General features: G+C 64.9%; 2 protein-coding genes. One reads left to right on the top strand and one right to left on the bottom strand.

Annotated features, from left to right (window positions below; genetic code table 11):
- The first annotated feature begins 4 nt into the window (after positions 1-4).
- Positions 5-133, top strand: coding sequence for an alpha-hydroxy-acid oxidizing protein (locus tag ACESMD_RS15370; protein ID WP_372614687.1), 129 nt, complete (start codon positions 5-7; stop codon positions 131-133).
- 15 nt (positions 134-148) lie between these two features.
- Here ACESMD_RS15370 and ACESMD_RS15365 read toward each other — a convergent pair whose 3' ends face one another.
- The gene (locus ACESMD_RS15365; RefSeq protein WP_372614685.1) at positions 149-1,042 is read right to left on the bottom strand and encodes a DMT family transporter; all 894 of its coding nucleotides are present in this window, start codon (positions 1,040-1,042) and stop codon (positions 149-151) included.
- Between the last annotated feature and the right edge of the window lie 217 nt (positions 1,043-1,259).

Genomic DNA, 1,259 nt, shown 5'->3' with positions numbered 1-1,259 from the left:
GAGCATTGCCGGCGAGGCCGGCGTCGCCAGGGCCGTGACGCTGCTCGGCGAGGAACTCGAGCGCAACATGGCGCTGCTCGGTGTGACGAGTATCAGCTCAGTGGGGCCTCAGTGCCTGCGCCGACGGCACTGATCATCGATGACTGGTTCACCCGCGCCGGGTGGCCAGGTAGATCCCCGCGCCGATGATCAGCACGGCGCCGAGATAGGTCTCGACCAGCGGCACGTCGCCGAACACCAGGTAGCCGGACAAGGTGGCCCAGACGATCTGCAGGTAGAGGAAGGGAGAGACCAGGGAGGCGGGCGCACAGCGCATGGCCATGATCAGTCCCAGCTGGCTGGCGGCGCCCAGGGTACCCACCATCAGGAACAGGGGAATATCGCCCATGGCGATCGGTGACCAGAAGAACGGCACGACCAGCGAGCTCACCAGGGCACCGGCCAGCCCCGCATAGAACAGCGAGGCCAGGGGGTGGTCGTTGCGGCCGAAGCGTCGCGTGGCCAGCTGGTAGAGCGAAAAGCAGAAGGCCATGCCGAAGGGCAGCAGCGCCGCGGGCTGGGCCCGCCAGTCCACGGGGCCGATGGCGATCACCACCCCGATGAAGCCGGTGGCGACGGCCAGGCCCCGTGCCAGGGTGACGCGCTCCTTGAGCAATGGGATCGCCAGCAGGGTGACCAGCAGCGGCGTGCTGAAGTTGATCACATAGACCTGCAAAAGGGGCAGCTCGCGAAAGGCGAGAAAGGCGAAGGTGCTGGCGCCCAGCAGCAGTAGTCCCCGCAGGAACTGGCCCGGCAGCGATTCGACGGACGCCATGATTTCCCGACAGCGTGGCCAGCCAAGCATCAGCAGGTAAGCTCCCAGCACCAGCATGTGACCGGTATAGCGCGCCCACACTATCTGTACGGGAGAGTAGCTCTGGGTGAGCCACTTCACGCCGGTGTCGAGCATGGTGAACAACAGCCCCGCGGCGAGCATGAAGGCGATACCCAACAGCGGGCGGACGGCTGGCAGCGGCAGTGCGGGAGTCGGTGAGGTCGCCATGGGGTCCAAGGGTAAGGGAGGGAGATTTAATACTAGCAGGCTAATTAGCTGGCGCTAAGCATTGCCGGGACAGTCGGCCGCCATGGCCTCGCGCGCCTTCGGAGATCCTTGGCCAATGGCCGCCGGCATCAGAGGAGCTTAGGCTCAAGTTTGAAGTGCGACACCGACAGCCCAGAGGGCATAGGATGTTGCTATGGAAAGACAATACAAGCACCTG

Source organism: Halomonas sp., from assembly GCF_041689495.1.
Taxonomy (GTDB): domain Bacteria; phylum Pseudomonadota; class Gammaproteobacteria; order Pseudomonadales; family Halomonadaceae; genus Halomonas.
This window is presented reverse-complemented; position numbering and strand designations above follow the sequence as displayed.

What these genes read in the sequence shown, in the direction of transcription:
- ACESMD_RS15365 (WP_372614685.1), bottom strand. Translation starts at nt 1,042, where the DNA reads ATGGCGACCTCACCGACTCCCGCACTGCCGCTGCCAGCCGTCCGCCCG.